The 25,397-nt window shown below is 63.4% G+C and carries 27 protein-coding genes; 5 read left to right on the top strand and 22 right to left on the bottom strand.

What is annotated here, in order from left to right; genetic code table 11:
- Window positions 1–59: 59 nt before the first annotated feature.
- The 17 genes from tilS to GL286_RS08070 form a co-directional block, all read right to left on the bottom strand.
- The gene (tilS, locus tag GL286_RS08150; RefSeq protein ID WP_155095068.1) at window positions 60–1,343 is read right to left on the bottom strand and encodes a tRNA lysidine(34) synthetase TilS; all 1,284 of its coding nucleotides are present in this window, start codon (window positions 1,341–1,343) and stop codon (window positions 60–62) included.
- Window positions 1,333–2,262: a tetratricopeptide repeat protein gene (locus tag GL286_RS08145; RefSeq protein WP_155095067.1), complete on the bottom strand. Its 930-nt coding sequence runs from the start codon at window positions 2,260–2,262 to the stop codon at window positions 1,333–1,335. Before GL286_RS08145 ends, tilS begins: the two co-directional genes overlap by 11 nt.
- A complete protein-coding gene (gene pal, locus GL286_RS08140) occupies window positions 2,262–2,771 on the bottom strand; it encodes a peptidoglycan-associated lipoprotein Pal (protein ID WP_155095066.1) in 510 nt (169 codons plus the stop codon). The genes GL286_RS08145 and pal overlap by 1 nt, the downstream gene beginning before the upstream one ends.
- 22 nt (window positions 2,772–2,793) lie before the next feature.
- Window positions 2,794–4,116, bottom strand: a complete 1,323-nt coding sequence (gene tolB, locus GL286_RS08135) for a Tol-Pal system beta propeller repeat protein TolB (protein ID WP_155095065.1) — start codon at window positions 4,114–4,116, stop codon at window positions 2,794–2,796.
- A gap of 64 nt (window positions 4,117–4,180) precedes the next feature.
- Window positions 4,181–5,710, bottom strand: coding sequence for a protein TolA (locus tag GL286_RS08130; RefSeq protein WP_155095064.1), 1,530 nt, complete (start codon window positions 5,708–5,710; stop codon window positions 4,181–4,183).
- A gap of 4 nt (window positions 5,711–5,714) precedes the next feature.
- Window positions 5,715–6,182, bottom strand: a complete 468-nt coding sequence (locus tag GL286_RS08125) for an ExbD/TolR family protein (protein ID WP_155095063.1) — start codon at window positions 6,180–6,182, stop codon at window positions 5,715–5,717.
- The gene (tolQ, locus tag GL286_RS08120) at window positions 6,182–6,877 is read right to left on the bottom strand and encodes a protein TolQ (RefSeq protein ID WP_155095062.1); all 696 of its coding nucleotides are present in this window, start codon (window positions 6,875–6,877) and stop codon (window positions 6,182–6,184) included. Before tolQ ends, GL286_RS08125 begins: the two co-directional genes overlap by 1 nt.
- A gap of 98 nt (window positions 6,878–6,975) precedes the next feature.
- Window positions 6,976–7,380: a tol-pal system-associated acyl-CoA thioesterase gene (gene ybgC, locus GL286_RS08115; RefSeq protein ID WP_155095061.1), complete on the bottom strand. Its 405-nt coding sequence runs from the start codon at window positions 7,378–7,380 to the stop codon at window positions 6,976–6,978.
- Window positions 7,381–7,392: 12 nt separating this feature from the next.
- Entirely contained in the window at window positions 7,393–7,968 is a 576-nt protein-coding gene (locus GL286_RS08110) for a hypothetical protein (RefSeq protein ID WP_170295113.1), read from the bottom strand.
- Between the two features lie 93 nt (window positions 7,969–8,061).
- Entirely contained in the window at window positions 8,062–8,691 is a 630-nt protein-coding gene (locus tag GL286_RS08105; protein ID WP_155095060.1) for a 3-oxoacid CoA-transferase subunit B, read from the bottom strand.
- Window positions 8,691–9,395: a CoA transferase subunit A gene (locus tag GL286_RS08100; protein ID WP_155095059.1), complete on the bottom strand. Its 705-nt coding sequence runs from the start codon at window positions 9,393–9,395 to the stop codon at window positions 8,691–8,693. Before GL286_RS08100 ends, GL286_RS08105 begins: the two co-directional genes overlap by 1 nt.
- A gap of 130 nt (window positions 9,396–9,525) precedes the next feature.
- On the bottom strand, window positions 9,526–12,126 hold the full coding sequence (topA, locus tag GL286_RS08095) for a type I DNA topoisomerase (protein WP_155095058.1): 2,601 nt from the start codon (window positions 12,124–12,126) through the stop codon (window positions 9,526–9,528).
- A 167-nt stretch (window positions 12,127–12,293) separates the two neighbouring features.
- Window positions 12,294–13,133 (bottom strand): ferredoxin--NADP reductase, encoded by an 840-nt coding sequence (locus tag GL286_RS08090; RefSeq protein ID WP_155095057.1) that lies wholly within the window; start codon window positions 13,131–13,133, stop codon window positions 12,294–12,296.
- A 55-nt stretch (window positions 13,134–13,188) separates the two neighbouring features.
- On the bottom strand, window positions 13,189–13,572 hold the full coding sequence (locus tag GL286_RS08085) for a DUF934 domain-containing protein (RefSeq protein ID WP_155095056.1): 384 nt from the start codon (window positions 13,570–13,572) through the stop codon (window positions 13,189–13,191).
- A complete protein-coding gene (locus tag GL286_RS08080) occupies window positions 13,569–14,300 on the bottom strand; it encodes a phosphoadenylyl-sulfate reductase (RefSeq protein WP_155095055.1) in 732 nt (243 codons plus the stop codon). The genes GL286_RS08085 and GL286_RS08080 overlap by 4 nt, the downstream gene beginning before the upstream one ends.
- Window positions 14,293–15,948, bottom strand: coding sequence for a nitrite/sulfite reductase (locus GL286_RS08075; protein ID WP_155095054.1), 1,656 nt, complete (start codon window positions 15,946–15,948; stop codon window positions 14,293–14,295). Before GL286_RS08075 ends, GL286_RS08080 begins: the two co-directional genes overlap by 8 nt.
- Window positions 15,941–16,270: a DUF2849 domain-containing protein gene (locus tag GL286_RS08070; protein ID WP_155095053.1), complete on the bottom strand. Its 330-nt coding sequence runs from the start codon at window positions 16,268–16,270 to the stop codon at window positions 15,941–15,943. Before GL286_RS08070 ends, GL286_RS08075 begins: the two co-directional genes overlap by 8 nt.
- Window positions 16,271–16,394: 124 nt before the next feature.
- On the opposite strand from GL286_RS08070, the gene GL286_RS08065 reads away from it, so the two are divergent.
- Window positions 16,395–16,877: an Lrp/AsnC family transcriptional regulator gene (locus GL286_RS08065; protein WP_155095052.1), complete on the top strand. Its 483-nt coding sequence runs from the start codon at window positions 16,395–16,397 to the stop codon at window positions 16,875–16,877.
- A gap of 24 nt (window positions 16,878–16,901) precedes the next feature.
- On the opposite strand, the gene GL286_RS08060 is transcribed toward GL286_RS08065, so the two are convergent.
- The 5 genes from GL286_RS08060 to GL286_RS08040 form a co-directional block, all read right to left on the bottom strand.
- Entirely contained in the window at window positions 16,902–18,011 is a 1,110-nt protein-coding gene (locus GL286_RS08060) for a pyridoxal phosphate-dependent aminotransferase (RefSeq protein ID WP_155095051.1), read from the bottom strand.
- A 111-nt stretch (window positions 18,012–18,122) separates the two neighbouring features.
- Window positions 18,123–18,359, bottom strand: a complete 237-nt coding sequence (locus tag GL286_RS08055; protein ID WP_155095050.1) for an Lrp/AsnC ligand binding domain-containing protein — start codon at window positions 18,357–18,359, stop codon at window positions 18,123–18,125.
- Between the two features lie 30 nt (window positions 18,360–18,389).
- Window positions 18,390–19,766 carry an MATE family efflux transporter gene (locus GL286_RS08050; protein ID WP_155095049.1) on the bottom strand — a complete coding sequence of 459 codons (1,377 nt, stop codon included), beginning with the start codon at window positions 19,764–19,766 and terminating at the stop codon, window positions 18,390–18,392.
- A 53-nt stretch (window positions 19,767–19,819) separates the two neighbouring features.
- Complete coding sequence (locus GL286_RS08045; protein WP_155095048.1) at window positions 19,820–20,482, bottom strand: L,D-transpeptidase family protein; 663 nt, start codon at window positions 20,480–20,482, stop codon at window positions 19,820–19,822.
- On the bottom strand, window positions 20,479–21,663 hold the full coding sequence (locus GL286_RS08040; protein ID WP_155095047.1) for a MalY/PatB family protein: 1,185 nt from the start codon (window positions 21,661–21,663) through the stop codon (window positions 20,479–20,481). Before GL286_RS08040 ends, GL286_RS08045 begins: the two co-directional genes overlap by 4 nt.
- Window positions 21,664–21,740: 77 nt before the next feature.
- Here GL286_RS08040 and def (GL286_RS08035) point away from each other — a divergent pair, with 77 nt between their 5' ends.
- The 4 genes from def (GL286_RS08035) (at window position 21,741) to GL286_RS08020 (ending at window position 25,397) form a co-directional block, all read left to right on the top strand.
- A complete protein-coding gene (def, locus tag GL286_RS08035; protein ID WP_155095046.1) occupies window positions 21,741–22,262 on the top strand; it encodes a peptide deformylase in 522 nt (173 codons plus the stop codon).
- A 36-nt stretch (window positions 22,263–22,298) separates the two neighbouring features.
- Window positions 22,299–22,799 (top strand): peptide deformylase, encoded by a 501-nt coding sequence (def, locus tag GL286_RS08030; protein WP_155095045.1) that lies wholly within the window; start codon window positions 22,299–22,301, stop codon window positions 22,797–22,799.
- Window positions 22,800–22,890: 91 nt separating this feature from the next.
- Window positions 22,891–24,528 (top strand): alpha/beta hydrolase, encoded by a 1,638-nt coding sequence (locus tag GL286_RS08025; RefSeq protein ID WP_155095044.1) that lies wholly within the window; start codon window positions 22,891–22,893, stop codon window positions 24,526–24,528.
- Window positions 24,513–25,397: a dienelactone hydrolase family protein gene (locus tag GL286_RS08020; RefSeq protein ID WP_155095043.1), complete on the top strand. Its 885-nt coding sequence runs from the start codon at window positions 24,513–24,515 to the stop codon at window positions 25,395–25,397. Before GL286_RS08025 ends, GL286_RS08020 begins: the two co-directional genes overlap by 16 nt.

Genomic DNA, 25,397 nt, shown 5'->3' with positions numbered 1-25,397 from the left:
GGCAGATCCTCCAAGGGTAGACAGGCTTTGGCCTGAAAATAGGGATTCCAGCGTCAGGTTCAATGAGTATAGAGCAAAGCTTGGAATTCTGGCAGGCCGCGCAGCGGAACAGCGGCAATCTTTGCATGGGTTGTCAGAAGCGGCGCGGCGATCAATGCGCCGTCCATCCAGACGCCGGGACTGGCTGCGGCCTCGTCGCGCGTCAATCCCGAAGCCCGCCAGTTCAGCGCCGGAAGCGGCTCGTATCCCAAAGCGCGGACCTCGTTCCCCGCGACCAACCCCTCAAGACGCCAACGCCCGTCCCACAGCGCGTCATCACCGGCTTCCGGTGCTACGGGCATGGCCTTTGCGGCCGCTGCGGGCTCGCGCTGCAAAAGCAGCCAGTCGCCACGCGGCTCGGCGATCACACCGTCCAGCGTGATGCGCGGGGCGGTGTTTAGCGCGTTCAGGACATGCAGGACGGCCTCGCGTCGCGGAGGATAATCCCCGCCCGTCACAAACCGCAGCCCTGCGACAAGAAGTCGCCGTCTGATTTCCTGCGGAGCGCGTCGGAAGGCGGTCAGCGGCAGCCTCAAAACGCCATTTTGCGCTTTGGCCCCCGTTGCTACCTGCATGGCAAAATCCTGCAACGCATCGCGGGCCATCGCCATATTCGCGCTTGTCTGCGCCAGCTGCAAAGCCGGAAGATCCAGCACCTGCAATGCCTTGCGGATACGAACGCGGTCGTAATCGGCATTCTCGTTTGACGGGTCGTCGATCCATGCGATCCCGCGTGCCGTCAGCCAATCACGCAGTTCGGCCCGCGAAACACCCAAGATTGGCCTCAGCCAGCGCGTCCCAAAGGCGCTGCGGCTATCGGCCATTCCGGCCAGCCCGTCCACGCCCGAGCCACGCGCCAGCCGCATCAGCAGCGTTTCGGCCTGATCATCCATCGTATGACCCAACAGCACCGCATCCAGATTGTTGCGCATGGCCCATCCCGACAGCAGCCGAAGCCGAGCGTCCCGCGCCTCGGCCATCAGGTTCCCCGCGTCATTGTCGCGTTGCCAAAGCAGCGTTGCATGCGGAATCCCCAAAGCTGAGGCCGCGCGATGGGCCTGACGGGCCTCTTCGGCGGATTCGGCGCGCAAACCATGATCCACAGTCGCCGCCATCAGCACCCGACCCTGCGCCCAGGCATGGGCCAAATGCATCAGGGCGGTGGAATCGCCACCTCCGGATAATGCGATCCCAATTCGGGGCAGATCGCCCGCCAACCGGTTCAACGCGGCGCCGCTCTTTGCGAAGACGGGGTCCTGAGTGGTTGGGGTTCTGATCCGCGAAAGGTCGGGATCACTGGCCATCGGCAAGGTCCGCGGCCGCCTCGGGGTCCATCATTTCGGGGTCGGACGTCACTTCACCGTCAAAGGCGCTGGCGCATTGCGCCTCGGTCATCCGACGCTCGGCCTCGGCTGCTTGCGGGGCGGCGGGAAAACGGGCCAGAATTTCCTGCAGATAGTAGCAGCCCTCCTCGGGGCCACCCTTGGCGCTCATCGCGCGAGAAAGGCCCAGCAGCGAATCCGGCGCCTGCGGGCCATTCGGATTGGCAGCAAAGCTTTCCAGCCAAGCGATACCCGCCGCGGGCAGGTCGCCTGCTGAATCAAGCGCCGCTCCGCGAAGGAACAGCGCTTCGGCAGTTAGTGGGCCGCCAGCATGGGTCTGGGCGACGGCCGCAAAGAGGTCTGCAGCACGACGAAAGTCACCCTGACCGAGCACCTCCCGGGCCCGGTCGAAATCGGCCTTTTCCGCCGCGGTGGCGGCCCCGGCCAAGGGAGTGGCGACGGGCTTTTCCAGCGCGCCCTGTTGATCCGAGGACGGCAGCGGGGACGATGCGTCCCCCTGCTCGCCCAGCGTCGGTGTGGTCAGGCTGCCCAGATCGCAACCTTCCTCCATTTCGCAAAGGCGGAACTCGATATCGCCAATACGGGTCGTACCGTCCTTGACGACGCGGTCAACGCGGTTCTGCAACTGCTCGGTTTGGCCGGTCAATTGTGCAAGCCGCGCTTCCATCGCGTTCATCCGGTCGATGGCGCTGTCGCCACCCGCCGCCGCAAAGCCCGCCGGACCCGAGGCGACCAACTCGCCGCGCAGGTTCTGCAGATCGGCGGTCAACTGGTTCAGCTCGGACCTGATATCAGCCAGCGTCTGCTGGTCCTGCGCCGCGGCAGGCAGCGCCGTCAGCGCCAGACCGGCCGCGAGAACGATGCTTTTGAGCGTTCCCATCACATGCCTGCTCCGGGGCTGACCACCGTCTGGGCGCGGCGGTTCTTGGTATAGCATTCCTCGGTCGAGCAGATCGCAAGCGGGCGTTCCTTGCCGTAGCTCACCGTGCTCAGGCGGCCCGAAGCCACACCCTGCGAGATCAGGTATTCCTGCACCGAGCTTGCGCGGCGCGCGCCGAGTGCAAGGTTGTATTCCCGCGTCCCCTGCTCATCGGCATGACCCTCGATCCGGGCGGCGAAGCCCTGATTCTGGTTCAGCCAGCCCGCCTGATTGGCAAGGATGGTGCGAGCCTCGGGGGTTAGGGTCGACTGGTCCACCGGAAACAGTACGGTGTCGCCGGCTGTCGCCTTGAAATGCTCGGCGGTGCCGGGCAACGTGCCAACACCGACGCCGGACTGGTTCATATTGGCATAGGGGTCGTTGACCAGCGGCCCTTGCTGGGCCGGACGCGAACATGCCGCAATGGTCAGCAGCGCCCCGATCGCCGCAAATTTCACAATAATCTTCATAACTCTGTCCAGTCCCCGCGGTTTACGGCAGCAAGGGACCCCAATCGGGATCCGAGGCCGCGCCATTCAACTTGACCGGACGCATGTTGCGCCCCGTGATGTCCACCGAATGCAAGCGCGGTTCGCCATTGCCGCCCGGTGTCACGCGTGTGAACATCACGACCCGCCCATTGGGGGCCCAAGTCGGGCCCTCGTCAAGGAACGATTCAGTCAGCATTTTTTCTTCCGAACCATCGGTCCGCATGACACCGATGTGGAATTTCCCGCCCTCTTGGCGGGTAAAGGCGATCATGTCGCCACGGGGCGACCAGACCGGTGTGCCGTAGCGACCGCTGCCAAAGCTGATACGCTTGGGCTCACCGCCGCTGGCCGACATGATGTAAAGCTGCGGCTGGCCGGAGCGGTCGGATTCGAACACGATCTGGCTGCCATCCGGGCTGAAGCTGGGCGAGGTCTCGATCGAGGGAGCGTTGGTCAGCGGGCGCTGCGCGCCGCTGGCTGCATCCATCTGGTAGATGTCAGTGTTCCCGTTCTTCTCAAGCGAATAGACGATCCAGCGCCCATCCGGCGAGAAGCGCGGCGAGAAGCTCATACCCTGCTGATCCGCCAACGGGCGACTGCCAAGCGAGTTCACGTCCAGCATCATCGCCTTGGGGAAGCCAGAGACGAACGACGTGTAAAGCAGCTTCGACCCGTCCGGCGAAAAGCGAGGCGCCAGCACCAGCGAGGAATCGTCGGTCAGGTACTTCACGTTCGCACCGTCGTAATCCATAACGCCGATCCGCTTGCGACGGGCATCCTTGGGACCGCTTTCCTGCACGAACGCCACACGGCTGTCGAAATAGGGGCCCTCACCCGTCAAGCGGGCATAGACCTGATCAGCGGCCTTATGCGCCGCACGACGCCAGTTGCCGGTCGAGGCGTCGAACTGCATCCCGTCACCCAGAGGCTGGCCGGCGAACACATCGAACAGGCGGAACTTGACGATGACCTTGCCACCCTCGACCCGAACCGCGCCGGTGATCAAAGCCTGCGCATTGATCGCCTTCCAGTCCTCGTATGCGACCGGAGTTTCAAAGCCATCGGGGCGGGCGATATGGGCGGTGGACGGGATCTCGCGGAACAGGCCCGTTCCGGTCAGGTCGGCCGCGATCAGGTTCTGGACCTGGGACAGCAGCTCGCCCGCGCCTCCCTCATCGTGGAAGGTCGAGATTGCGAACGGCATCGGCTCGATCACACCATCGGTGATCTCGATCCGGAGCGGGCCGTCCTGCGCCAGTACAGGCGCAGCAAGGCCAAGACCGGCAAGGGCCAAGGCGGAGGTCAGGAAAAGTTTACGCAACATGAATCGCCCTCGTGAGGTCTGGTTGCAGGGTAATTAAAGCGTCCGGCTCGGGTATGCCATGGCACTACTTGATCGTGGCGCTTCCACTTGGATTGAAGTCGATGACGATATCCTTCCAGCGATTGTACTTTTCCGCTGGCAGCTTGTAGCCGCCATTGCGGGACGCACACATCAGGATCGCCCGTCTGGCAGCCTCGTAGGCTTGCTTGGCAACCGCATCGGACGGGCCGTTGTGATTGATCATCTTCAAAGAACCGGATTCCGGCATGCCGTCCGGCGACATCGAGAAACTGATCGACACCTTGGTCCGGCTGGCCTCGGTCGACAGCGAGCCACGGTTCCAGCACGCCTCGACGGCGACGCGGAAACCGTCCTTCTCGCCCTGGCTCAGCGGCGGACCATTTGCCGCAGCCCCGCCCCCGCCTGCTCCGGCCGAGCCTTCTTCCTTCTTCTTGGCCTCGGCCAATGCGGCCTTCTTCTCGGCGGCTTCGGCGGCCTTGCGCTCGGCTTCGGCCTTTTCCTTTGCCTTGGCTTCAGCGGCAGCTTTCTCGGCGGCCTTCTTTTCCGCGACGCGCTTCTCTTCGGCGGCCTTCTCGGCAGCGGCTTTCTTTTCCGCCTCTTTCTTGGCCTTGGCAGCAGCCTCGCGTTTATCGGCTTCGGCCTTTTCCGCCGCAGCTTTCTCGGCGGCCGCTGCCTTTTCCTCGGCAGCGCGCTGTTCGGCGGCACGTTTTTTCTCGGCAGCTTCGGCGGCTTTACGCGCGTCAGCATCCGCAGCCTCGGCGGCCGCCTGACGGCGTGCGCGCGCATCGGCTTCGGCGGTCTTGCGGGCAGATTCGGCCTCTTCGCGGCGCGCGGCCTCGCGGCGTTCGTCCTGCGCGCGTTCTTCGGCGGCGCGTTTGGCAGCGGCCTCATCGCGACGCTTGGCGGCGGCTTCTTCGGCAGCGGCTTCCTCGGCCTCGCGGGCCAGCACCAGTTCACGCTGACGCGCAGCTTCGGCGGCTTCGCGACGGGCCTGGATGGCTTCGGCCAGACCTTCCGGCCGACCATTCGGACGCGCCGATTCGATCGGAGCCTGTTGCGATCTCTGCGGTACAGGGGCCGGCGATTGCGTCTGCGCCGGTTCCCGCGCCGGATTCGGCCGCGCCGCATCCGCAGGAAGCGCCGCTGTCTCGTCAGCCTGATTGGGCTGGTTCGGTTGCGGGACAAGAGTCGCGACAGCAACCGGACGGGATTCGTTCTGGAAATCCGACAGATCGGGCTGCGCCTCGGCTTCCTCGGTCGGACGGCTCAGCGCGGCTGCATTGGCATCCGGTTCAGGCGGGCTTTGCGCCTCGGGTGCACCCGCGACGACCTCATCAGCGGGGGGCTGCGGTTGTGCCGGCGTGGTTTCCGCCACATCCGAGACAGGCCCGGCACCGGCGGCGGCCGAAGCCAAGGCCTGAAACTCGGCCTCGGACATGGTCGAAACCTCGGCCATGCGGATCGCTTCCAGCGGCTGGGGCCGGAACAATGCGCCTCCGACGACCGCAAAGCCAAGCAACCCGGCATGCGCGACACCCGAGACCCAATAGCCGATGCGGTCAGCGCGATCCATCGCCCTAGCCTTCGGTGCTCTGGCCGTCCATGCGGGGGCCACCCGTGTCCGTCACCAGCACGATGTTGTTGAAACCAGCCGCGTTCAGCGCGCCCATGACCTCCATGATGCGGGCATAGGGGATCGAGCCGTCGGCGCGCAGATAGATCTTGTCGCTCTGACGTTCCTCGGCCACGGCGCGCAAGCGGGTGATCAACTCGTCCTCGGGCACTTCCGAAGTCATCACCAGAATCGGCCCCTCGGGCGAGATCGAGACCGACAGCGGCTCCTCGGGTTCGGCAGGAACGGATTGGGCGGCGGTCTTGGGCAGTTCCAGCGGAACTCCTACAGTCAGCAGCGGAGCCGCGACCATGAAGATGATCAAAAGCACCAGCATCACGTCCACAAAGGGCGTGACGTTGATCTCGGCCATGGGCTGGGACTTGGCGCGCCCCCTGCCCCGACGTCCCCTTTTGACGACCCCCGCGCCCATTATTCGTCGTCCAACTGGCGCGAGAGAATGGTCGAGAACTCATCCGAGAACGATTCGTAATTGCCGACAAGGCGATCGGAATCGGAACTGAGCTTGTTATAGAAAATCACCGCCGGAATTGCCGCCAGCAGGCCCAGTGCGGTTGCAACCAGCGCCTCGGCGATACCGGGTGCGACCACGGCCAGCGAGGTGTTCTGCGAGATGGCGATCTCCTCGAACGCGGTCTTGATGCCCCAGACCGTACCGAACAGCCCGATAAACGGCGCGGTCGAGCCGACGGTGGCAAGGAAAGGTAGCCCACGGGTCAGGCGGTCGTTCTCGCGGTTGATGGCGACATTCATCGCGCGGTCGATCCGAGCGGTCGCCCCGGCGATCAACCCGCCATCGTCGCGGTGGCTGCGACGCCACTCGGTCATGCCAGCGGCAAAGATGCGTTCGGACGCGCCCGAAGGATCCTCGCCGACACGATCAAACAGATCGTCCAAGGGCTGGCCCGACCAGAAGACGCGGTCAAAGCGATCGGCCTCGCGTTTGGCGGCACCGTAACTGATGAATTTCTGGATGATGATCGCCCAGGCCCAGAACGAGGCGAGGATCAGCATCACCATCACGATCTGGACGGTCAGCGACGCGCGCGCAAATAGCGCGATCAGAGAAAAGTCGACCGGCTGACCGGCTCCGGCGAGTTGTTCCATGAATCAGGCCTGTGAATTTGGCCGCTGCAGCGCGGCTTCTCGCCTGCCGATTAGCAGAACGACGCGGCCAGACAAAGCCCGCTCACGTCAATTCTGCGTCAGGAACAACGGGATTCGGTATCGACGAACCGTGAGGTCACATCTTTAGGCAGGCGCACGGGACGGCCAGCCTCGGTGATGCAGACCAGCGTCACCACCGCCGAGAACAGCAACTGGTCCCCGCGCCGCACCTTCTGGCACATGGTGATCCGCGCGGCACCCATCTCGTGAATGCTGGAATGGACCGTCAGGTTGTCGTCGAAACGGGCCGGAGCAATGTAATCCGCCTCGATGCGGCGCACGACAAAGACGAGCCCCTCGGACTTCATCGCGACCTGATCAACGCCAACGGCGCGCAGCCATTCGCTGCGGGCGCGCTCGATGAATTTCAGGTAATTCGCGTAATAGACGATGCCTGCAAGGTCGGTATCCTCGTAATAGACGCGGACGGGGAACTGGTGCATGGCGGGTTCCTTTCAGCGACGCGGCAGGCGCGCGGCAAGGCGCAGCGCATGCGAGGGGTCCGTGGCCGCGACGGGCATGACCGGATCATAGGCGGCACGGATCAACTCGGCCAGTGCCGCCGACGGGTTGACTTCGCGGGCAAAGGTCAGCATGGCGCGCATCATCATCGCCTCGGCCAATTCCGCCGGATGGGCATCGGCTAGCTTGCCGCCCATATTCACGAAGGTCATGCAAGCACGGATGCCGCCATCGGCGTCGAAGCGGAAGATGCGGTACTGGTCCGCCTTGCCCGATTTCAGCCGTTCGGGCAGGTCGGATTGGCCGGTCAATTGTGCGAGGTCGGGTATATCCTCAAGATCGTCCCAGTCACGGACGAAGAACATCATCAGGTTCGCACCCATTTCGGGGTCAGTCTCAACGATGGAGTGAACGGCATGGGCCAAAGCCGTGCGGGTCACGCTGCGAAATATCTCCAGCGTCTCATCCGACAGGCCGAAAATGACCGGAGCGACCGGTCTGCCCCAGCGCGCGCAAAGATAGCGTCCGTCGCGGGTGAAAAGTCCTGTGATCTCGTCCGGGCCAAGCACGCTGCGTTCCTTTTTCTTCGGATGCCCAAGGGGAATCGGCAGCCAAGCTGCATCAGGGGGCAAGCCGCCCCCTAATGCGATCGGATCGAAAGCTCAACCGACGATGGTCGCCTCGGTCGATGCGCGCAGTTCGGCCTCGGTCACGCCATCGGCGGTCTGGACGATTTTCAACCCGCCCTCGACCACATCCAGCACCCCCAGATTGGTGATGATGCGGTTCACGACGCCTTGGCCAGTCAGCGGCAGGGTGCAGGATTTCAGCACCTTGGATTCGCCCGCCTTGTTGGTGTGATCCATGACCACCACGACGCGTTTGACGCCCGCGACCAGATCCATCGCGCCGCCCATGCCTTTGACCAGCTTGCCGGGGATCATCCAGTTCGCCAGATCACCCGTCTCTGAGACCTCCATCGCGCCAAGGATTGCCATGGCGATCTTGCCGCCGCGGATCATCGCAAAGCTTTCCGAGCTGTCAAAGAAGGCCGTCTGCGGCAAAGCCGTTACGGTCTGCTTGCCCGCGTTGATCAGGTCCGGGTCCTCTTCGCCCTCAAAGGGAAAGGGGCCGATGCCCAACATGCCGTTTTCCGATTGCAGCGTGACCTCGACGCCCTCGGGAATGTAGTTCGCGACCAGCGTCGGGATGCCGATGCCAAGGTTCACATACCAGCCGTCCTGCAATTCCTGCGCGGCGCGGGCAGCCATCTGGTTCCGATCCCAAGGCATCACGCGGTCTCCTTCTTGCGGGTGGTGCGCTGTTCGATGCGCTTTTCATGCGCGCCTTGGATCAGGCGGTGGACATAGATACCCGGCAAGTGGATCGCATCCGGATCAAGGCTACCGGTCGGGACGATTTCCTCGACCTCGACGATGCAGACGCGCCCGCATTTCGCCGCCGGAACGTTGAAGTTGCGCGCGGTCTTGCGAAAGACCACATTGCCGCTTTCATCCGCCTTCCAGCCCTTCACGATGGCCAGATCGGCGACCAGACCGCGTTCAAGGATATAGGTCTCGCCGTCGAAATCCTTGTGTTCCTTGCCCTCGGCGATGACCGTGCCGACGCCGGTCTTGGTGTAGAAACCGGGAATACCCGCACCGCCCGCCCGCATCCGCTCGGCCAAAGTGCCCTGAGGGTTGAATTCCAGCTCCAGCTCGCCCGACAGATACTGGCGCATGAATTCCGCATTCTCGCCGACATAGGACGAGATCATCTTCCTGATCTGGCGCGAGTCGAGCAGGATGCCCAAGCCGAACCCGTCCACGCCGCAATTGTTGCTGGCAATGGTCAGGTCCTTGACGCCCGATTTGTGGATCGCGCCGATCAGCAATTCGGGAATGCCGCAGAGCCCGAAGCCCCCCGCCGCAATCAGGATCCCGTCTTGCAAGACTCCCTCCAGCGCGGCCTCCGCGCTGCCATAGATCTTTTTCATCCGCTCCTCCGCATGAAGTTCAGAAATTTTTGGCGGGGATGGGATGCGAAGTCAACGCGCCGCACCGCGGCATGAAAAATCCCGCCCCGAACGGATCGCGTTCGAGGCAGGACATGTCGAAATTGCCGGATTACTCGGCCTTCGGTGCCTTGGTCGCCGCCTTCTTCGCGGCAGGCTTCTTGGCGGCGGTCTTGGTGCCAGTCTTGGTGGCGGCCTTCTTGGCGGCGGGCTTTTTCTCGGCGGTTTTGGCCGGGGCCTTCTTCGCCGGTTTCTTGGTCTTGCCGGCCTTTTCGGTGATCAGCTCCAGCGCGCGCTCCAGCGAGACCGCCTCTGGCTCCAGATCGCGCGGCAGCGTCGCGTTGACCTTGCCCCATTTGACATAAGGCCCATAGCGCCCGGCCAGAACCTGCACCGGGCCGCCCTCGGGATGCTCGCCCAGCTCGACCAAAGGCGCGGCTGCCGCCGCCCTGCCCCGCACCACTTTCGAGGCAAGAACCTCGACCGCGCGGTTCATGCCGATGGTAAAGACCTCATCGACATCGGGCAGGTTCACATATTTCGCGCCATGCTTCACATAGGGACCATAGCGACCGATCCCGGCTTCGACGGCCACGCCATCCTCGGGATGCGCGCCGATCTCGCGCGGCAGCGCCAGCAGCGCCAAGGCCCGCTCCAGATCGACCGAGGCCAGATCCCAGCCCTTCGGCACCGAAGCACGCGGCGGTTTCGGCACTTCCGCCGTCGCCTCGCCGCGCTGGACATAAGGCCCGAAGCGGCCATTCTTCAGGCTGATCTCGTCGCCATTGTCGGTGCCCAGCACCGCATCGCCGACAACCTCGCCCTCGGGGCTGCTGATCGGGCGGGTAAAGCGGCATTCGGGATAGTTGGTGCAGCCGATGAAGGCCCCGCCCGAACGCGCCGTCTTCAGATGCAGCCGCCCCTTGTGGCACAGCGGGCATTCGCGCGGATCGGTCCCGTCGGCACGCGCCGGGTACAAATGCGGGGCCAGCGCCTCGTCGATCGCCTCCAGCACCTCACCGATCCGCAGTTCGGAAGTCCCTTCCAGCGCAGCCGTAAAATCCTTCCAGAAGCGGCGCAGCACCTCGCGATAGGCGCGCTCGCCTGAGGAGATGTCGTCCAACTCGCCTTCAAGGCTCGACGTGAAATCGTAGCTCACATAGCGCGGGAAATATTTCAGCAGGAAGATCGTGACCAGCCGCCCCTTGTCCTCGGGGATCAGGCGGTTCTGTTCCTTGCGGACATAGTCGCGGTCCTGAATGGTCGTGACGATCGAGGCATAGGTCGAGGGGCGACCGATCCCCAGCTCTTCCATGCGCTTCACCAGCGTCGCCTCGGTATAGCGCGGCGGGGCTTGGGTGAAATGCTGCTCGGGGCTGACGGAACGCTTGTCGGCCTTCTCGCCTTCCTTGACCAGCGGCAGGCGGCGCGAGTCCTCGTCTTCCTCATCGTCGCGGCCCTGATCATAGACCTTCAGGAAGCCGTCGAACATCATGACCTGCCCATTGGCGCGCAGACCCACCTGCGCGTCATCCGAGGCGATCTCGACGGTCGTGCGCTCCATCCGGGCCGATTCCATCTGGCTGGCAATCGTGCGCTTCCAGATCAGGTCATACAGCGCCTTCTGGTCCTTGTCGGACACCGGCAGCTTGTCGGGCGACATGAACATATCCGTCGGGCGGATACATTCATGGGCCTCTTGCGCGTTCTTGGCCTTGTTCTTGTACATGCGCGGGCTCGACGGCAGGTATTCCTCGCCGAAACGCTTCTTGATCGCGTCGCGCGCCGACATCACGGCTTCGGGGGCCATGTCGATACCGTCGGTCCGCATATAGGTGATGTGGCCCGCTTCATACAGCCGCTGCGCCGCCGACATGCAGGCCCGCGCGCCAAGGCCCAGCTTGCGGCTGGCCTCTTGCTGCAAGGTCGAGGTCATGAAGGGCGGCCACGGGTTCCGGCTGGCCGGTTTCGCGGTAACGCTCGCGACCTTCAGATCGCGGCTCGCGATGGCCGAGACCGCCAGCATCGCGTCCTTCTCGGTCGCGATGTCGAAGCGCTCAAGCTTCTTGCCGCCATAGACGGTCAGCGCCGCATCGAACTGATCGCCGCGCGGGGTCGCAAGCTTGGCATGGACCGACCAATATTCGCGGGCCCTGAATGCCTCGATCTCCATTTCGCGGTCGACGATGACCCGCAGGGCGACCGACTGCACGCGGCCCGCCGATTTCGCGCCGGGCAGCTTGCGCCACAGCACGGGCGACAGGTTGAAGCCGACCAGATAATCCAGCGCGCGGCGTGCCAGATAGGCATCGACCAGCGGCTGATCGATCTGGCGCGGGGCCGCCATGGCCTCGGTCACGGCATTCTTGGTAATCGCGTTGAAGGTTACGCGGCTGACCTGTGCGCCCTTCTTCAGCGCCGGGGCCAGCGTCTCAAGCAGGTGCCATGAAATTGCCTCGCCCTCGCGATCGGGGTCGGTAGCAAGGATCAGGTTCGGGTCCGAGGCCAGCGCATCCTTGATCGCCTTGACGTGCTTTTTCGAATCCGAGGCGACTTCCCATTTCATTTCGAAATCGGCTTCGGGATCGACGCTGCCATCCTTGGGCGGCAGGTCCCGCACATGCCCAAAGGACGCGAGAACCGTATAATCGTCGCCAAGGTACTTGTTGATCGTCTTGGCCTTGGCCGGAGATTCGACGACGACGACAGGCATGGGCAATCCTTCGAGATGATTCGGGCGGGGAAAATGGGCATCCCCCGGCGAACTGTCAACGCTCGCCGTCTTTGGGGTCAAGATTCCCGTAGAAGGCGAAACGGCCCGCGAGGAAGCTCAACGGACCGCAAAAGCATAAAAACGGGGGCGAAACGCCCCCGCCGAAATCACACGCCTTCGCCGACGAAAGCCTTCTCGACCACGAATTCCTTCGGGTCGCTGTTCGCGCCTTCACGCAGGCCAAAGCCTTCCAGCACCGCCTTGACGTCGACGTTGAAGGCAAGGCTGCCACAGACCATGGCGCGGTCATTCGCCACATCCATCGGCGGCAGGTTCAGATCCTCGAACACCTTGCCCGAGGTCAGGTTGTCGGTGATCCGGCCCATGAAGGGGCTCTCTTCGCGGGTCGTGGTCGGGTAGTAGAGCAGACGCTTGGCGAAGTCCTCGCCATAGATCTCACCCAGAAGCTCGTCATGCTTCAGGTTCTCGACCAGCTCGCGGCCATAGGTCAGTTCCTCGGCGGTGCGGCAGGTATGCATCATGATGACCTGCTCGTAGCGCTCATAGGTCTCCGGGTCGCGCATCAGCGAGGCGAAGGGCGCAAGGCCCGTCCCGGTGGCAAGGAACCACATCCGCTTGCCGGGCAGCAGCGCGTCCAGCACCAGCGTGCCGACCGGTTTAGGGCGCAGGATGATCTCATCGCCCGGCTGGATCAGCTGCAGCTTCGAGGTCAGCGGCCCGTCCGGCACCTTGATCGAATAGAATTCCAGCTCATCGTCCCAATTGGGCGAGGCGATGGAATAGGCGCGCAGGATCGGTTTGCCGTTATCACCCGGCAGGCCGATCATCACGAACTCGCCCGAGCGGAAGCGCAGGCTGGCAGGACGCGTCACGCGGAACGAGAACAGCGTATCGCTCCAATGCTGGACCGAGGTCACGGTCTGCGCATCGGGCAGGGTCTTGGCGGGTTTCACGGCAGCGTCGGCCACGGAGAGATCCAGTGTCATGTCAGGGTCCCGGTTTATCTAAGTCATCAGGAAGCTGGGGGAAACCCCGGCAAGCTCAGCCGGCAAGGCGCGAACGGTGATCCCATTGCTGCCAGTCGGCGCGGTAAAGCCATTGCTCCTGCGGCTGGCGTTGGGCGAGCGCTGCGGAAATGCGCACCTCGTCGAAACCGACGCGGCGTGCCATGGCATATTGGTCGGCAATCAGCCCGCCCACGGCGCGAAGCCGCCCCTTGTAGCCCTTTTCACGCAGAAGACGCGCCAGCGTGAAGCCGCGCCCATCGCTGAAAGAGGGAAACTCGATGGCAAGAAGATCATGCCCAAGATAGTCACCCAAACTCGCCGGATCAACATCCGGGGCAAGGGAAACCGGCTCGGCCCCATCTTGCGTGGCGTCGAAAGGGTGGAAGCCGTCATCGCGGACAAGGTAGAAATCGCTCATGAATTTGCTCCTGCGCGGACCATCTTGCCGCCGATGAAATGGATGCCGCATTCGGTCTTCTGGCTGCCGCGCCAGCGACCGGCGCGGGGGTCCTCGCCGGGCTTCACCGGCGAGGTGCAAGGCGCGCAGCCGATCGAGGCATAGCCCTTGGCGACCAGCGGGTGACGCGGCAGGTTGTTCTCGGCCATATAGTCCTGAACGTCTTCCTTGCGCCAGTGCGCCAAGGGGTTGATCCGCAACCGCGCCGGAGGCTCGGCCTCGAAGAACTGCAACTCCTGACGCTCGCCGCCTTGGAACCGCTTGCGGCCGGTGATCCAGGCGTCGAACTTGCCCAACTCGCGCTCCAGCGGAATGGTCTTGCGCAGGTCGCAGCAGGAATCGGTGCTGAACTGATGCAGCGTGCCGTCGGGATCGTTCAGCGCGACCTCGCTGTCCAAGGCGCGGACCACCTGCACATTGGTCAGCTTCAGCTTTTCCGAGACCTCAAGCTGGTAATCCAACGTCTCGGGGAACAGCATCTGCGTGTCGATGAACAGGACCGGCGTGCCCGGCGCCACGAACGAGACCATATGCAGCAGCACGACCGATTCTGATCCAAAGCTGGAAACCAGCGTCACCCGGCCCAGATCGGGATCGTTCAGCGCCCGCCGCAACACTTCGGTCGCGGCGTGATGCTTGTAACGGTCGTTCAGAAGCGCTGCGCGATCATCCAGGCTGCCATCAAGCATTGACCGGATACAGCGCCGCCTTGAACGGTGCTGCCCCCACGCGACGATAGGCGTCGATGAAGCGTTCCTCGACCGAGTCGCGCAGGTCCAGATAGGTATTGATGATGCGGTCGATGGCCGGGACCACCTCCTCGGCGGGGAAACCCGCGCCGGGGCGCTGGCCGATGGCCGGAATGTCATAGCCGTCGCCGCCCAGCGTGATCTGGTAATTCTCGACGCCCGCACGGTCCAGACCGAGGATGCCGATATGGCCCAGATGGTGATGGCCGCAGGCATTGATGCAACCCGAGATGCGGATGTCGATCTTGCCGATCTCATCCTCGATGTCGCGGGCGCGGAAATGATCGGCGATTTCTTGCGCGATCGGGATAGAGCGGGCGGTGGCCAGCGCGCAGTAATCCATGCCCGGGCAGGCGACGATATCGCTGATCAGCCCGGCATTGGCGGTGGCGAGGCCAGCCGCCTTCAGCTCGCTGTAAAGCGCGAACAGGTCTGATTTATGGACATGCGGCAGGGCGACGTTCTGGTCATGGCTGATGCGCAGGTCGCTATGGCCGTAACGCTCGGCCAGATCGGCCAGCAGGTTCATCTGCGCGGCCGAGGCATCGCCGGGCGTCTGGCCCGGAGCCTTGAAGGTCACCATGACGCTGGCATAGCCCGGTGCCTTGTGGGCCTGCAGGTTGGTATCGGTCCAACTGCGGAAGCCGACATTGGCGGCGCGGCGTTCTTCGTAGTCGCCGTCTTCGGCATTGCGGAAGGCGGGGGCGGCATAGACCGCCTTGAACTCGGCGACCAGATCCTGATCGACGCCGGTGAAGACAGCGCGGCGGACAAGGAACTCGGCCTCGATTTCCTCGCGCATCACGTCAAGGCCGCGCTCGGCGACGGTGATCTTGATGCGGGCCTTGTATTTGTTGTCGCGGCGACCGGCGAGGTTATAGGTCGAGATGATCGCCTCGACGTAAGGAAGCAGGTCTGCCTCGGGCAGGAACTCGCGGACCACCTGACCAAGGATCGGGGTGCGGCCCAGTCCGCCGCCGATCCAGACCTGGAAGCCCAACTCGCCCGCCTCGTTGCGGCGCAGCCGCAGACCGATGTCATGGGCGGCGATGACCGCGCGGTCCTTCTCGCCGCCAGAAATGGCGATCTTGAACTTGCGCGGCAAGAACTGGAATTCGGCGTGATCGGTGGACCAAGCGCGCAGCACCTCGGCATAGGGGCGCGGATCGATGATTTCGTCGGCGGCGGCACCGGCAAAGGCATCCGTCGTCACGTTGCGGATCGTGTTGCCCGAGGTCTGGATCGCATGCAGGCCGACATCGGCCAAAGCGTCCAGCATATCGGGAATATCGACCAGTTTCGGCCAGTTATACTGGATATTCTGACGCGTGGTCCAATGGCCGTAGCCCTTGTCCCATTTCTCGGCCAGCAGCGCGAGGGTACGCATCTGGTCCGGGCTGATCGTGCCGTAAGGAATGGCCACGCGCAGCATATAGGCGTGAAGCTGCAGATAGACGCCGTTCATCAGGCGCAGCGGGCGGAACTCGTCTTCCGTCAGGCTGCCATCCAGCCGACGCTCGACTTGGCTACGGAACTGCTGCGCACGATAGCGCAGGTACTCGTTATGCTGGGGGCGGGCGTCAAACATTGCTGGCCTCGAGTTCGGCTTGGATGCCATGGAAGTAGTTGGACGGGCCGCGGCGGCGGAAGGCCTCGCGGAAATGGGTCGGCTCGGGGCGGCCGTCTGCGCCGCGCTTGGCCTCGGCCAGATAGGGGCCGACGACGATATTCGCCTGACCGATCGCGTCGAGCATGGCGAGATCGGCAATCGCCTCGTCTTCGAAAAGCTGCGCTTCGCGCGGGTCGGCGGTCCAGCCACCGTCACGCATCCAGACGCAATGGCCCATGCGCAGATCATTGGCGGTAATGACGGCGGGCGTTGCGATCGAGGGGGTGAAGGTCTTGGACATGGCCTTGTGCCTTTCGGAATGGGTCAGCCATATATAGAAAATTCTTCCCTGTATTGACGAGTGGGGCACAGAAATAAGAAACAGGTTCCAGCCGACGGGCGGCCATACAGGACCAAATTTCGCAATGAGCCAAGACAGACAAACACCGACACGGCTGGATGACACTGATCGCAAAATCCTGTCCCTGTTGCAGGAGGACGCGACCCTGTCACTGGACGACATCGCGGCCCGAGTCGGGGCGTCGAAGACCCCCGTCTGGAACCGGATTCGCAAATTGCGCGAGGCAGGCGTCATCCGTGGACAGGTCGCATTGCTCGACCCGGATTCACTTGGTCTGGATGCGTGTTTCTTCGTATTGATCCGGACCAGCGAGCACGACCCCGACTGGGCGCGCAAATTTCTTTCCGCCGTCCGCGCCCGACCCGAAGTGATCGAGGCCCACCGTCTGGCCGGAGATATCGACTATATCCTGAAGGTCCGGGTCCGGAACGCGCGTGCCTATGACCGCTTCTATCAGGCGCTGATCTCGGAGGTGAAAATCCACAACGTCACCGCCTTGCTCTCGATGGAGGAACTCAAGGCGACGACGGCCCTGCCATTGGAGTAGCGGTCAAGGCTGACCGCGCGGGGATCAGACCTCGCGCGCTTTAGCCAGCGCGATCGGCAGCGCCTCGGCGAAGGCGGCCATCTCGGCTTCGGGACCGCAAGAGATGCGGATGCAGCGATCCATCGGCGCAGTCCCCGGCATCCGGGCAAAAATGCCAAGATCAGACAGGCCGGCCAAGACCTTGCGGGCGAAATCGCCATTCGCCCCACAATCTATCGTCACGAAATTGGTGGCGGACGGCAGGGCCGTGAGACCGTTGTCTTGGGCAATGGCCGAAATGCGCTCGCGTGCTGCACCGACATTGCGTCGGGTTTGCTCAAGCCAGTCATTGTCCTGCAACGCAGCCAAGGCACCGATCTGCGCCGTACGGTTGACGCCAAAATGGTTGCGGATGCGATCAAAACCCGCGATCAGCTTGGCCGGTCCGATGGCATAGCCGATGCGCGCCCCCGCCAAACCATATGCTTTCGAGAAAGTCCGGAACCGGATCACGCGATCATCTTCGGGGTCTATTTGGGGGATCGCGTCATCGGGCGCGAATTCCGCATAGGCTTCATCAAGGACCAGCAGCGAATCCGCCGAGAGTTCGTCCAGCGCAGCTTCGATCAGCGCACCGGAGTGCCAACTGCCCATCGGATTGTCGGGGTTGGCCAGATAGACCAGACGCGCCCCGACGTCGCGAGCGGCGGCGGTCAGGGCCTGCGGGTCTTCGGCGTCGTCGCGATAGGGAACCTTGTGGAGCAGCCCGCCAAAACCGGCGACATGGAAGTTGAAGGTCGGATAGGCTCCGTCCGAGGTCACCACGACATCTCCCTGTGCGACCGTCAGGCGGACCAACACCCCCAACAGCCCGTCGATCCCCTCACCCACCATGATGTTTTCAGGCGCGACGCGATGATGCGCGGCCAGTGCCTCGCGAAGATCGTGGTTGTCGGGATCACCGTATTTCCATGCCTCAGCGCAGGCCCGCGCCATGGCCTCGACCGCCTTCGGCGAAGGTCCGAAGCCGTTCTCGTTGGCGCCCAGACGTGCGACGAAAGGTACGCCGCGGCGACGCTCCAGCGTTTCGGGACCGGTAAAGGGCACCGTGGCAGGCAGACCGGCGGGGATCGGGGCAAAGCGAAGTCTCGTCATGCGGGAACCAGAACCGCAAATCCCGACCCTATGCAAGAGGCCGCAACATCAGGCATCCGTGTTTCCGGAACGATCCGGACCCTCGCGCAGGGCGCGAAGCCCCTGCCCCGATCAGAACGCCTTGAACGTCATCGTGGTCAGCGTGCGCAGAATATGCGGGATATCGAAGAGTTGCTCGGCAAGATACCTGCCGACGTCCTGATCCTCGGGCACATAGATCTTGGCGATCAGATCGAAATCACCCGAGGTCGAATACAACTCGCTGACGATTTCGCGGTCATAGATCGCATCGGCAACCTCATAGGTCTTGCCGGGTGTGCAACGGAACTGAACGAATACCGGGCGCATGGCGAACCTCCTGAGCTAGTCGCCGCCAACCTAGACCGGGGCTTGCGCCGGGGTCCAGTCCCCGCGCGCATGCCCCTGCCAGAAGCGTCGCATCAGCAAGATCGCCGCCACGGTCAGGCCAGCCACAAGTCCCAACCAAAGCCCTGCCGGACCGACGCCCATGACGAATGCCAACCCGTAGGCAACCGGTATCCCGACCAGCCAATAGCTGATCACCGCGATCACCATCGGAACCCGCGTATCCTGCACTCCGCGCAAAAGGCCCAGCCCGATGACCTGCATCGCATCGGTCAACTGGAACAGCGCCGAATAGAACATCAGCCCCGCGCCGATTTCGAGCAGGACCGGAGTTTCGGGATTATTCGCGTCCAGATACAACCCGACCAACGTGCGCGGGAACAGCAGGAACGCCGCGACCGCGATCAGGGCAAAGGCAAAGGATACCATCGTCACTGTCACCGCAGCATCGCGCATACCCGTCCTGTCACCACGACCCATCGCCTGACCGACGCGCACGGTGGCCGCGTTCGACATGCCCAGATGCAGCATGAAGGTGATCGCGCCAAGTTGCAGGGCAATGCCATGCGCGGCCAGTTCGCGCGTGCCGATCCAGCCCATCATCACATTCGAGCCGACAAACAGCCCGCCCTCGGCCAGCATGGTCAGGCCGATTGGCAAGCCCAGCACAAAAACAGCTTTCAGCTCGGCCCAATCCGGCCTCCAGAAGCGCTGGAACAGGTGATATTTGCGCGCCGCCGGCAGCCATGCGGCATAGGCGATCAACGCCACCATCTGCAGCAATTGCACCGTCAGCGAGGCAATCGCGGCCCCCTCGACGCCCAGTTCGGGCGCCCCCAGACGACCGAAGATCAGAACCCAGTTCAGGAAGATATTGACCGGCAATCCGATCAGGGTGATCCACAGGACGACCTGCGTACGCTCCATCGCGGCAAGGTAGCTGTTCAACGTCAGAGCGCAAAGCACCGGGAGCATGCCGAAACCCGCGATCCGCAGATATTGCTGCGCAAAATGGGCGACGACCGGCTCCTGACCGATGGCCAGTAGGATGGGTTCCGAATACCACATAGCCGGCATGACCAGAAGCGCATGGGCTATCGACAGCCACAACGCCATCCTAGCCGAACGCCGCACTTCGGTTTCATCGCCGCGCGCAATGGCGGCGGCGATCAGACCCATCACGCCGATGCCGAAGCCCATGCCCAGAAAAAACAGGATGTGGAAGAACGAGGTGGCGATCACCAGCGCGGCCAGTTCCTCGACGCCGTAGCGCCCGATCATCACGGTATCGGCCACCCCTATGGCCATGCGCGCGAGATGGCTGCCGACAAGCGGCAGGCCGAGCGCGAGAGTCGCACGCAGATGCGGGGCATAACGGTCGTAGGTCATGGCACTGCCTTATCCTCGGGCAAATGCCGTAGCAAGATGCAGCTATGCAACGCTTACGGGCGGATCTCGACCTGTGTGCCAATGGCTGCATGGGCGAAGATCTCTTCGATCTCGGGATTGGTCAGGGCAATGCAGCCAGCCGTCCAATCACCCTTGACCTTGAAGCCATCCGCGATCTGGTTCGGCTGGCCGTGGATCATGATATCGCCGCCCGGATCATATCCCGCCTTCCGCGCGGCCTCGCGGTGGCGCCTCTGAGGGTAATCCAGCCCCAGGGACAGATGATAGGCACTTTGCCGGTTCAATCGGTCGATATGAAACGTCCCTTCGGGCGTGCGGCCATCGCCTTGTCTGGATTTATCGCCATCGGGCGAAAACCCCAACGCGATACGGAACGTGCGTGAACCACCGTTCCGCTGAAAGACCGTCATCTTACGCGCCGCCTTTTCGATCAGGATCCGCTCGACCGGTGAGGTGATAGGCAGTTCCGGAACCGGCTTGGGTTGGATCGACGGCAATCCCAGATCAGGCAGATGGAATTGCGGCAGATCAAAATGCGGCAGCCGAAAGCGTGGAAGACCGGGAAGACTCCAGCCCTCAGCAGGTCGTGGGGGCGCGACGGGTGCGGTGGCCTTTTGCGGTGCCCAAAGGAGCCAAAGCCCCCAAAGCACCGCCACCAGACACAGCGCAGAAAAAAGCGCCCCCAGACGTCTCATTGCAGATCGCTGAAGGCGCGCTGCAGCCGTTCGACCGCCTCGACCACGCGGGCACGGGGCGTGGCTAGGTTGAAGCGCTGGAAGTGCTCTCCGCCCAGTCCGAAACTACCGCCATGGTTCGCCGCGATACGGGCCGTGCTTTGGACACGCGTGATGAACTCTTCCGACGACATCCCCGTCGCCGAGAAATCGACCCATGCCAGATAAGTCGCCTCTAGCGGCATCGAGCGCAGGCCCGGGATCGCGTTGATCCCTTCGTCGAAGATGCGGCGGTTGCCGTCCAGATATTCGACCAGTGCGTCCACCCATGCCGCCCCTTCGGGCGAATAGGAGGCGGCAACCATGCCCAACCCGAACATCCCCGGAGAGATCCCCAGCGCGACCATCCGCTGCCTGATCCGCTCGCGCAAGGCTTCGTCGGCAATGATCATGTTGCCGATATGGGCGCCGGCGATGTTGAAGGTCTTGGTCGCCGCGGTCAGCGTGATCAGGCGAGGGGCAATCTCGGGCGCGACATTGGCCATCACCTGATGCCGCGGCGATCCGGGAAGGACGATATCGGCGTGGATCTCGTCCGAGATCAGGATCAGGTCGTGCTTCACGCAGAAATCCGCGATCTCGCGCAGTTCGGCCTCGGACCAGACCCGACCACCGGGGTTATGCGGCGAGCACAGGATCAGCATCTTCTCGCGGCCGGTCATGCGCACCGCCCAACCGTCCCAGTCCAGACCGTAGCGGTCACCTTCAAGTGCCAGCGGGAATTCGGTCACCTCGCAGCCCGCAGCGCGGGTGATGCGGGCAAAGGCGTGATAGACCGGCGTCATCAGGATCACCCCATCGCCCGGCTGCAGCAGGGCGTCGATGCAGATGCCGGTGCCGTTCACAAGCCCGTGGACAGTCAGGATCCACTCGGGCTGGATCTGCCAGCCATGCCGTGTCTCGGACCACCAGCGGATCGCCTCGGTATAGGCGCGGTTCGCACCGGGATAGCCATAGACACCATGAGCGGCGATGGCTTCGACCGCGCGCTGGACCGAGGCGGGCGGGCGGAAGTCCATGTCAGCAACCCACATCGCGATTCCGTCCTCGGGCGCAACGCCGAATGCCGACTGCATGTCGTCCCATTTGCTGCAATCGGTGCCGATGCGGTCGATGATCTCGTCAAAGTCGGGTTTCGTCATGGTTTCCTCTCGGATTCTGGTGCGCCTGAACATAGCGGCTTGTTGCGCAAGGCCAAGGCTTGCCCTAGATCACAGGCATGACATTGCGCAGCATCCTTCTTCACCCCGATCCCCGGCTGAAAAAGCCGTGCGACCCCGTCGCGCGCATTTCACCCGAGATCGAGACATTGGCCGCCGACATGCTGGCCACCATGTATGACGCACCGGGCGTAGGTCTGGCTGCGCCGCAGGTGGGCGTGCTGTCGCGTATGTTTGTCATGGATTGCGAGAAAGACCCCGAGGCACCGCCGAAGCCCATCGTGATGGTCAACCCTGTGATCACATGGGGCTCGGAAGGGTTGAACACCTACGAGGAAGGCTGCCTCTCGATTCCTGACCAATATGCCGAAGTGACCCGTCCCGCCGAGGTGCGCGTCGAATGGCTGGGGCTGGACGGCAAGACCCATGAGCGCGAGTTCGACGGGCTTTGGGCGACCTGCGCCCAGCACGAGATCGACCATCTGGATGGCCGTCTGTTCATCGACTACCTGAGTCCGATGAAGCGCCAGATGATCACGCGCAAGATGGTCAAGCTCAAGCGCGACCGCGCCCGCGCCTGATCCGTCCCAGTTAACGATTTCCGAAAAGCACCGCCGATGACCGTCCGCCCGTTCATTCCCTATTCCGACCGTCGCCTGCATACCGCCGCCGAACCAGTGGCCGAGATCACCGAGACGGTGCGGATGATCTGGGATGACATGATCGACACCATGGATGCGATGCCAGGCGTCGGGCTTGCCGCGCCGCAGATCGGGATCATGCAGCGTCTGGCCGTGGTCGATGCCTCGGACAAGCGCGGCCAAGCCGTGCGCATGGCCAACCCCGAGGTCCTGCACGCCTCGGTCCAGATGCGCGGCCATGACGAGGCCAGCCCCAACCTGCCCGGCGTCTTTGCCAAGATCGAGCGTCCCCGTGCGGTGACTGTCCGCTTCCTCAACGATCAGGGTCAGATCGAGGAACGCGATTTCGTCGGATTGTGGGCGACCTCGGTTCAGCACCAGATCGACCACCTGAACGGCAAGGTCTATGTTGATCACCTGTCGCCTTTGCGCCGCAAGATGCTGGTCGCGAAATCGGACAAGCTGAACCGGCGCTGAGCGGCGCTTTCTTTTCGCGAAAACCGCGTCTAACCTGAGCGCGGGCGTAGATTCATAGGCCCGATCCTGATCGAAAAGGGACCGCCGGCCTATGTTTTCGATTCTTCCTTTGTTGGCCGGACTGCTGATGGCCGCAGCCTCATTGACCCCCTCGCTGATTCCCCGCGACTGGATATTGCAGGGCGTGCTGGCCGGAACCTCGATGGCGGCAGGCTATCTGGTGCTGGTCTTTCTGCTGGCGCTGTGGCGGGCGTTACAGATCCCGCTGTTGCCCCGCCGCTGGGCAACGCTCTGCCATGTCGTATTGGCCATTCCGGTGCTGGCTTTGCTGGTGCGCTGCGTCGCGCTGACCGATGACTGGCAGAACAGCATCCGTTCGCGCATGGAAATGCCGCCGCTGGAGGCCGCGAACACCACCAAGATGATCCTGCTGGCGGCTGCGGTATTCCTGATCCTGTATCTGCTGGGTCGGGGCATGCAGGGCCTGTTCAACCTGCTGCGCAACCGGTTGGCGCGCTATATCCCCTCGGCCAGCGCGAATGTGCTGGGATTGCTGCTGGCGGCGGTGATCGTGTTGCTGGTCACCCGCGACGGCGTGGTCAACTGGGCCTTCCGCATCGCCGACCAGTCCTATGCCGCAGCCCAGCACATCACCGACCCGAACACCCCTGCCCCGATCGAAGACTGGCGCGCGGGAGGCCCCGATTCCAAGGTCGATTGGGGCCTGATGGGCAAGCCGGGGCGCGATTTCGTCCTGAGCGGACCACGCGCCGCCGCGATCTCGGGCTTTGTCGGGCGTCCGGCGCTTGAACCGCTGCGGATCTATGTCGGCCTTGCGCAGGAAAAATCGCCTGAGGTCCGCGCCCAGATCGCGCTGGACGAGATGATCCGGCTAGGCGCGTTCGAGCGCAAGGTGCTGATCGTCGCCAGCCCGACCGGCACCGGCTGGATGGACCCCGCCAGTTACGACGCGCTGGAATACATGCATGCGGGCGATGTCGCGACGGTGGCGGTCCAATATTCCTACCTGCAAAGCCCGATGGCGCTGATCTTTGAAACCCAATCGGGGCTGGATCAGGCCACCGCGACCATGCGCCTGATCTACGAACATTGGCGGCACATGCCCGACGACGCCCGACCCCGGCTATATATGCACGGGATCTCGCTGGGGGCGTGGTCGTCGATGTATTCCTTCAGCCCGTTCCAGATGATGAACGAGCCGATTCAGGGCGCGCTGTGGGTCGGCCCGCCTTTCCCGTCGGAACTGTGGCGCCAGACCAACAATGCCCGCCGCCCCGGCAGTCCCTTCATCCTTCCCGAAGTGGATGACGGCGAAGTCATCCGCTATTCCAGCCAGTTCGCGCCGCCCGACCGCTCGGGCAAGCCTTGGGGACGGCTGCGCATCCTGTATCTGCAACACGCCAGCGACGCGATCGTGTTCTACAACGCCACCTCGCTTTGGCGCGCGCCGGAATGGATGTATGAACCGCCCGCGCCGGATGTCTCACCTTTCCTGAACTTCACCCCGATTGTCACCCAGTTGCAGCTGGCCGTGGACATGGCGGTTTCGACCTCGACGCCACCGGGCTTCGGTCATACCTACGATGCCGAGGAATATATCGACGGATGGGTCGCGGTCACCGCGCCCGAAAACTGGACGGCAGCGGATACCGCGCGGCTGAAGGCGAAATGCGGCAAGGACGGGCTGCTCGGATGCAAAAACGGCTGATCCTGATGGGTGCAGGTGCAGGTGTTGCAATCATTCTGGCGATACTCGGCCTGAACACGGCGCGTAACGCCGCGGGGTGGCAGCCGATCACCCAAACGCCCGCCGAACGACTGGAAATGCTGGCCCCGTCATGGCGCATCCTGCAACCCGCGACTCCCGGCCCCCACAAGGCAGCGATCCTGCTGTCGGGCTGCGACGGGGTGCATGACAATATGGATTACTGGGCGCAGGTCATGCTGAAGCAGGACCGCGCCGTGATGATCCTGAACAGCCACGAGCCGCGCCGTTTGGACCGCGCACAGGCTTGGCGAGCGGTCTGCGCCGGACAGATACTTCCAGGGGCAGAGCGTGCGGGGGATCTTGCCGTTGCACTGACCGCCATGCACCGGATGTCCGGCATCGAACCCGACGACACCTTGATCCTTGGCGCCTCACATGGCGGCTGGACCGCGATGGAGTTCATGGCGGGGCTAACCAAAAACACCCCGCCGCCGGGGCTCACGGCATGGCCAGACAAGCCCGCCAGCCTTGCGGCCCAGATCGGTCCGGTCGTGCTGCTTTACCCCTATTGCGGCATTCTGAGCAGCGGCGAGGAACGCCGCTGGCCCGAAGGCACTGCCGGATTGATGATCCTTGCGCAGAAAGACAGTATCACCGACCCCGAGGCCTGCCGCAAAATGGCCGACAAACTGGCGGGAAAAGGCGTCGGCATCAATGTCACGACTTTGGCCGGCACCGATCACGGTTTCGACCAGCGCGAACGCTCGTCCCTTTCCCCGCTCGAATTCAATCAGCCCGCCCGCGACAAGGCGACCAAGCTGGTGACCGACTTCCTCAAGGGTTTTGAATCCGCCAAACCGAAGATATGA

The sequence above is a fragment of the Paracoccus aestuariivivens genome (genome assembly GCF_009711225.1).
GTDB lineage: Bacteria > Pseudomonadota > Alphaproteobacteria > Rhodobacterales > Rhodobacteraceae > Paracoccus > Paracoccus aestuariivivens.
This window is presented reverse-complemented; position numbering and strand designations above follow the sequence as displayed.

Bases quoted from the DNA above. Each gene is read 5' to 3' on its own strand.
- tilS (WP_155095068.1), bottom strand. From the start codon at position 1,343: ATGGCCAGTGATCCCGACCTTTCGCGGATCAGAACCCCAACCACTCAG.
- GL286_RS08145 (WP_155095067.1), bottom strand. From the start codon at position 2,262: ATGGGAACGCTCAAAAGCATCGTTCTCGCGGCCGGTCTGGCGCTGACG.
- pal (WP_155095066.1), bottom strand. From the start codon at position 2,771: ATGAAGATTATTGTGAAATTTGCGGCGATCGGGGCGCTGCTGACCATT.
- tolB (WP_155095065.1), bottom strand. From the start codon at position 4,116: ATGTTGCGTAAACTTTTCCTGACCTCCGCCTTGGCCCTTGCCGGTCTT.
- GL286_RS08130 (WP_155095064.1), bottom strand. From the start codon at position 5,710: ATGGATCGCGCTGACCGCATCGGCTATTGGGTCTCGGGTGTCGCGCAT.
- GL286_RS08125 (WP_155095063.1), bottom strand. From the start codon at position 6,182: ATGGGCGCGGGGGTCGTCAAAAGGGGACGTCGGGGCAGGGGGCGCGCC.
- tolQ (WP_155095062.1), bottom strand. From the start codon at position 6,877: ATGGAACAACTCGCCGGAGCCGGTCAGCCGGTCGACTTTTCTCTGATC.
- ybgC (WP_155095061.1), bottom strand. From the start codon at position 7,380: ATGCACCAGTTCCCCGTCCGCGTCTATTACGAGGATACCGACCTTGCA.
- GL286_RS08105 (WP_155095060.1), bottom strand. From the start codon at position 8,691: ATGCCTTGGGATCGGAACCAGATGGCTGCCCGCGCCGCGCAGGAATTG.
- GL286_RS08100 (WP_155095059.1), bottom strand. From the start codon at position 9,395: ATGAAAAAGATCTATGGCAGCGCGGAGGCCGCGCTGGAGGGAGTCTTG.
- topA (WP_155095058.1), bottom strand. From the start codon at position 12,126: ATGCCTGTCGTCGTCGTCGAATCTCCGGCCAAGGCCAAGACGATCAAC.
- GL286_RS08090 (WP_155095057.1), bottom strand. From the start codon at position 13,133: ATGACACTGGATCTCTCCGTGGCCGACGCTGCCGTGAAACCCGCCAAG.
- GL286_RS08085 (WP_155095056.1), bottom strand. From the start codon at position 13,572: ATGAGCGATTTCTACCTTGTCCGCGATGACGGCTTCCACCCTTTCGAC.
- GL286_RS08080 (WP_155095055.1), bottom strand. From the start codon at position 14,300: ATGCTTGATGGCAGCCTGGATGATCGCGCAGCGCTTCTGAACGACCGT.
- GL286_RS08075 (WP_155095054.1), bottom strand. From the start codon at position 15,948: ATGTTTGACGCCCGCCCCCAGCATAACGAGTACCTGCGCTATCGTGCG.
- GL286_RS08070 (WP_155095053.1), bottom strand. From the start codon at position 16,270: ATGTCCAAGACCTTCACCCCCTCGATCGCAACGCCCGCCGTCATTACC.
- GL286_RS08065 (WP_155095052.1), top strand. From the start codon at position 16,395: ATGAGCCAAGACAGACAAACACCGACACGGCTGGATGACACTGATCGC.
- GL286_RS08060 (WP_155095051.1), bottom strand. From the start codon at position 18,011: ATGACGAGACTTCGCTTTGCCCCGATCCCCGCCGGTCTGCCTGCCACG.
- GL286_RS08055 (WP_155095050.1), bottom strand. From the start codon at position 18,359: ATGCGCCCGGTATTCGTTCAGTTCCGTTGCACACCCGGCAAGACCTAT.
- GL286_RS08050 (WP_155095049.1), bottom strand. From the start codon at position 19,766: ATGACCTACGACCGTTATGCCCCGCATCTGCGTGCGACTCTCGCGCTC.
- GL286_RS08045 (WP_155095048.1), bottom strand. From the start codon at position 20,482: ATGAGACGTCTGGGGGCGCTTTTTTCTGCGCTGTGTCTGGTGGCGGTG.
- GL286_RS08040 (WP_155095047.1), bottom strand. From the start codon at position 21,663: ATGACGAAACCCGACTTTGACGAGATCATCGACCGCATCGGCACCGAT.
- def (WP_155095046.1), top strand. From the start codon at position 21,741: ATGACATTGCGCAGCATCCTTCTTCACCCCGATCCCCGGCTGAAAAAG.
- def (WP_155095045.1), top strand. From the start codon at position 22,299: ATGACCGTCCGCCCGTTCATTCCCTATTCCGACCGTCGCCTGCATACC.
- GL286_RS08025 (WP_155095044.1), top strand. From the start codon at position 22,891: ATGTTTTCGATTCTTCCTTTGTTGGCCGGACTGCTGATGGCCGCAGCC.
- GL286_RS08020 (WP_155095043.1), top strand. From the start codon at position 24,513: ATGCAAAAACGGCTGATCCTGATGGGTGCAGGTGCAGGTGTTGCAATC.